General features: G+C 67.1%; 5 protein-coding genes. 1 reads left to right on the top strand and 4 read right to left on the bottom strand.

The genetic code is table 11. The features are described from left to right. Nucleotides 1-422 (top strand): aminotransferase class I/II-fold pyridoxal phosphate-dependent enzyme (locus B2W70_RS06705; protein ID WP_286744067.1); only part of this gene is annotated, 422 nt, incomplete at its 5' end. Between the two features lie 27 nt (nt 423-449). Here the strand turns inward: B2W70_RS06705 and B2W70_RS06710 are convergent. From B2W70_RS06710 to B2W70_RS06725, 4 genes are all read right to left on the bottom strand, one after another. After that, nucleotides 450-1,391 (bottom strand): HD-GYP domain-containing protein, encoded by a 942-nt coding sequence (locus tag B2W70_RS06710; RefSeq protein WP_286744069.1) that lies wholly within the window; start codon nt 1,389-1,391, stop codon nt 450-452. A 79-nt stretch (nt 1,392-1,470) separates the two neighbouring features. Then, nucleotides 1,471-2,595 (bottom strand): HD-GYP domain-containing protein, encoded by a 1,125-nt coding sequence (locus tag B2W70_RS06715; RefSeq protein ID WP_286744070.1) that lies wholly within the window; start codon nt 2,593-2,595, stop codon nt 1,471-1,473. A 119-nt stretch (nt 2,596-2,714) separates the two neighbouring features. Next, entirely contained in the window at nt 2,715-4,115 is a 1,401-nt protein-coding gene (gene miaB / locus B2W70_RS06720) for a tRNA (N6-isopentenyl adenosine(37)-C2)-methylthiotransferase MiaB (RefSeq protein ID WP_414631033.1), read from the bottom strand. Between the two features lie 129 nt (nt 4,116-4,244). Further along, the coding region (locus B2W70_RS06725) for a hypothetical protein (RefSeq protein WP_286744073.1) at nt 4,245-4,611 on the bottom strand (367 nt) is incomplete at its 5' end.

Below are 4,611 nucleotides of genomic sequence, written 5' to 3' on the forward strand. Positions count from 1 at the left end.
TGGCGGGTGAACCGTCGGTGGTCGAGTGGGTGATGCAGAAGGCCCGCACGTACATGTTCGCCACCGCCGCGCCCGCCATGGTGGCGGCGCCCCTGCGCGCGGCATTGCGGGTGATGGCCGATGAACCTCACCGGCGTGCGCACCTGCGCGCGCTGCAGCAGCGACTGCGCGAGGGCGTGCAGGCGGCGCGCCTGCCTTGGACGCTGATGCCGTCTGACACCGCCATCCAGCCCTTGGTGATCGGCAGCAACGCCGATGCACTGGCCGTGATGGCTCGCCTCGACGAGCAGGGTGTGTGGGTGCCGGCGATCCGGCCCCCGACGGTGCCCGAAGGCACGGCGAGGTTGCGGATCTCGCTGTCGGCGGCGCACACGAGCGAGCACATCGATCGTTTGCTGGACGCGCTGGCTCGGGCGGCCTGAGTCACCTGAGCTCAGGTGCTTCGCGGTTCAACCCTGAGCCTGGTCGTAGAGCCTGCGGCGATTCAGCGTCAGCATCACCTGGCCGCGCGGCAAGGCGGCCACGACCTTGTGGTCAGGCTCGCCCGTGTCGGTCAGCTGGGTCATCAGGTAGGGCGTGCCGTCGGCGCGCAGCAGGGTGCTGACCAGGGGTGTGTCGGGCGCGTTGCCTCGGCGCAGCACGATGGCGGTGTCGCCATTGCGCAGCTTCACGAAGGTGCCCGGCGGGTAGTTGCCCATCTCCTGGACGATGGCCGTGGCGTAGGGGTTGGCGGTGCCGCCCGCGCTGCTCAGCAGTTCGCGCGCGGCCACGTTGATGGCCAGCGCGGCGCGGGTCGCGCGCGGGCTGAGTCGGGCCAGGTAGACGTCGGCATAGTGCACCAGGCAAGCCAGGGGGCTGATGGCGCTGCGGTCGGCTGGCAAGGCGCGCCCGCCGTCGGTCACGTGGTGGTTGGCGACGGTGTGCAGCAAGACGGCGTCGGTGACACCGGCGGCCTCCAGCATGGTGCGGCCTCGCGCGGCGTGCGCCTCGATTTCCTGGCGCTGGCGAACCGTTGGTGCGGTCGGTTGCCGCACCAGCGCGTCCTGCAGGTCCAGCATGGCGATGTTCATCGTCAGCGAGGCTTTGACCAGGGTCTGCCTGTCGCGCAGCGACCAGCCCATGCGTTGCGCGACCAGGGCCGTCACGAACGCGGTCTGCAGGGCGTGGGCGACCGCGTAGCCGGCGATCTCTTCGCCGTAGATCATCTCGAAGAGGCTGGCCTCGGGGGCGGCGTCGACCGTCTGCAGGATCACCTCGGTGACCGCATCGAGCTCGGCCACGAAGCGGGGCGAGTCGGGCTGCTTGAGCAGGCGCGCGACGCGGTCGTGCATGCCGTGCCAGACGGAGAACGGGTCCGGCGCGGCCGGGTCATGCCACGAGGTGCTGCTCATGGCCGATCATGTTGCCAGGGAGTGCGGCTGCGCGCCATCGCCCGGCGACGTTTCCTGACCTCCGTCGGGTTGCCGTGCCTCAAGCCGCCGCCGCCTGAGCGAACAGGGAGCGCCGGTCGAGGTTGTGTCCCAAGCGACCGCGGGGCAGGGCCTCGGTGACCTTGAACGAACTCTCCGCGGTGTTGCGACGCACAGCCTGCCTCATGGGCTGGCCGTTGCCTGAGATGACGCTGTGGACCTCGGGCAAGTGAGCTGCCTCGCCACGTCGCACGACGATCCCGACCTCGCCATTGGCCAGTCGAACAGCAGAGCCTGGCGGGTAGACGCCGATTTCCTTGATCAGCGCCGACACATAGGGGTTGCGTGCACCGTCGGCCTGCATGAACAGGGACTTGGCCGCGAGGTGGGACGCCATGGCCGGGCGAGAGGCGCGGGCGCTGATCTTGGCCAGGTAGACATCGACGTAGTGCATCACGCAGGCGACCTCGCCGAGTTGCGCGTGGTGTGCCGGCAGGGGCCCGCCATCAGGTGTCACGTGATGTTGCTCGACCGCGCTCAGCCAGTCCGTGTCGGTGATGCCGCGCGCTTCCAGCAGGTGGCGACTGTGGTGGCCGTGATCGTGGATGGCTTGGCGCTGCTGCGTGCTTGGCGGCTCCAGTTGCATCGACAGCGTCGACTGCAGGGTGCTCATGCCCAGGTTCATCGTCAGCGAGGCCTGCACGAGGGTGTCGCGTTCGCGCTCGCCCCATCCCATGCGCTGGCCCACCAGGCTGCTCACCACGGCGGTTTGCAGAGCATGGGTGACCGCATAGCTCTGAGGGTCGTCGGCGTGCAGCAACTCGAACAAGCTCGCGTCGAGTTGCTGCGTCATGCCGTGCTGGAGGTCGCCACAGGCCTCGTTGATGTCCTGCAGGAAGGCGGGGCCGTCCATCGCCTGGTTCATCAATCGGCCCACCCGCTGGTTCAGGTCGTGCCACAGGGACACCGCGTCGCGGCGCCGGTGGTCGCGAGCCAGGTTGCTGGCGTGGGTGTCGAAGTCATGCTGGTCGACGTACACACCTCGCGAGACCAAGGCCTCGACTTGGGCTGTGTCTTGCAACACGTAGCCGCGGTGCAGCAGCAGCTGGCTGCTGTCGTTGTAGACGTTCCAGGGGAGGGGGTGCCGAGGCTGGACCTGGTCGGCACACAGTTGGAAAAGTTTCATGGCGAGTCGATGGCAGTGGGTCCGCCGCCAGTGTCTGCTCGCCGCTTTCGTCCGAAAGTCCGAATAAACGGGTTTTGAACGGGTGATTGCGCCCGTTGTTGCGATGGCGCTCTTTTTGCTCAGCTGAGCGACAGTTCCGCGCGCAGCGAGTGGGGATAGGCCTGCGTGATGTGCACGTCAATCAGCTGGCCGACCAGTCGATCGCGCAGGGTCTGCGTGGGGCCGGCGGCGAAGTTGACGATGCGGTTGCACTCGGTGCGGCCCATCAATTCGGACGGGTCCTTGCGGCTGGGGCCCTCGACCAGGATCTTCTGCGTGGTGCCCACCAGCATCTGGCTGTAGCGCTGCACGTTGGACTCCAGGTAGGCCTGCAGGGTTTGCAGGCGCTTGAGCTTGACCTCGTGCGGGGTGTCATCTTGCAAGGACGCGGCCGGCGTGCCGGGGCGGGCGCTGAAGATGAAGCTGAAGGAGGCGTCGAACTCGATGTCGGTGGCCAGCTTCATGAGCTTGTCGAAGTCCTCGTCCGTCTCGCCTGGGAAGCCGACGATGAAGTCGGTGGACAGGCGGATGTCGGGGCGCACGGCGCGCAGCTTGCGGATGGTGCTCTTGTACTCGAGCACGGTGTAGCCGCGCTTCATGGCCATCAGGATGCGGTCGGAGCCGTGCTGCACGGGCAGGTGCACGTGGTTGACCAGCTTGTTCGTCTTGCCGTAGACGTCGATCAGGCGCTGGCTGAACTCGTTGGGGTGGCTGGTGGTGAAGCGGATGCGCTCGATGCCGGGGATCTCGGCCACGTACTCGAGCAGCATGGCGAAGTCGGCGATCTCGGCGGTGTCCCCCATGCGACCACGGAAGCCGTTGACGTTCTGGCCCAGCAGGGTGACCTCTTTGACGCCCTGGTCGGCCAGGTCGGCGACCTCGGTCAGCACGTCGTCGAAGGGACGCGAGACCTCTTCGCCGCGGGTGTAGGGCACCACGCAGTAGCTGCAGTACTTCGAGCAGCCTTCCATGATCGACACGAAGGCCGAGGCGCCTTCCTTGCGCGGCGGGGGCAGGTGGTCGAACTTCTCGATCTCGGGGAAGCTGATGTCGACCTGCGGGCGTTGCTGCTGCTTCCGCTTTTCCAGCATGGCGGGCAGGCGGTGCAGGGTCTGCGGGCCGAAGACCACGTCCACGTAGGGCGCGCGCTCGATGATGGTGGCGCCTTCCTGGCTGGCCACGCAGCCGCCCACGCCGATCATCACGCCCTTTTCTTTCAGGTGCTTGACGCGGCCCAGGTCGGAGAACACCTTCTCTTGCGCCTTCTCGCGGATGGAGCAGGTGTTGAAGAGGATGAGGTCGGCTTGTTCCGGGTCGTTGGTGGGCACATAGCCCTTGGCCGCGTTCATGACGTCGGACATCTTGTCCGAGTCGTATTCGTTCATCTGGCAGCCGTAGGTTTTGATGTAGACCTTCTTTTGGGTCTGCTGGGGCAGGTCCGCGGCGTTCGAGGGCGTGTCGGGCGTGGTGGGGGTGTCGATGGACATGGCGATTCAGGGGCTGTCTGGGCGACGGCGTCCTGCCTGCTTCAAAAAGGGAAATGGGGCGCGCGGTGGCAGGCACGCTGAGTTACCTGGTGCGCAGGAAAGCTCAGGTCGGTGGTCAGCCGCTCAGGGCTTGGACCAGCTCTGCGAGATGGGGTCGAACACCCACTTGGCCGCTTCTTCGGGCGTGGTGGGCCAGGTGCGCGAGGCTTCCTGCGCGGTCAGCAGCCAGACGTCCTGGATCAGGCCGGACTGGCCGTCGACGTTGTAGTTGACGACGTGGGTCTGGCCGCCGAGCGTGCCCGACATGACCAGGGTGTTGCTCTGGCCGCGGATGCGCGAGGCGGGCGACAAGCGGGTGGCCACCTTGCCGTTGAGCACGATTTCAGGCGGCAGACCGAAGGTGATCTCGCCACGCAGTGTGTTGGCGGGGATGGGCACGGGCCTGGCGGCCTGGGCGTGCGCCGACACGGGCGTCAAGGCAACGAGGCTG

The sequence above is a fragment of the Aquabacterium sp. UBA2148 genome, from assembly GCF_002328915.1.
Lineage (GTDB): Bacteria > Pseudomonadota > Gammaproteobacteria > Burkholderiales > Burkholderiaceae_C > Aquabacterium > Aquabacterium parvum.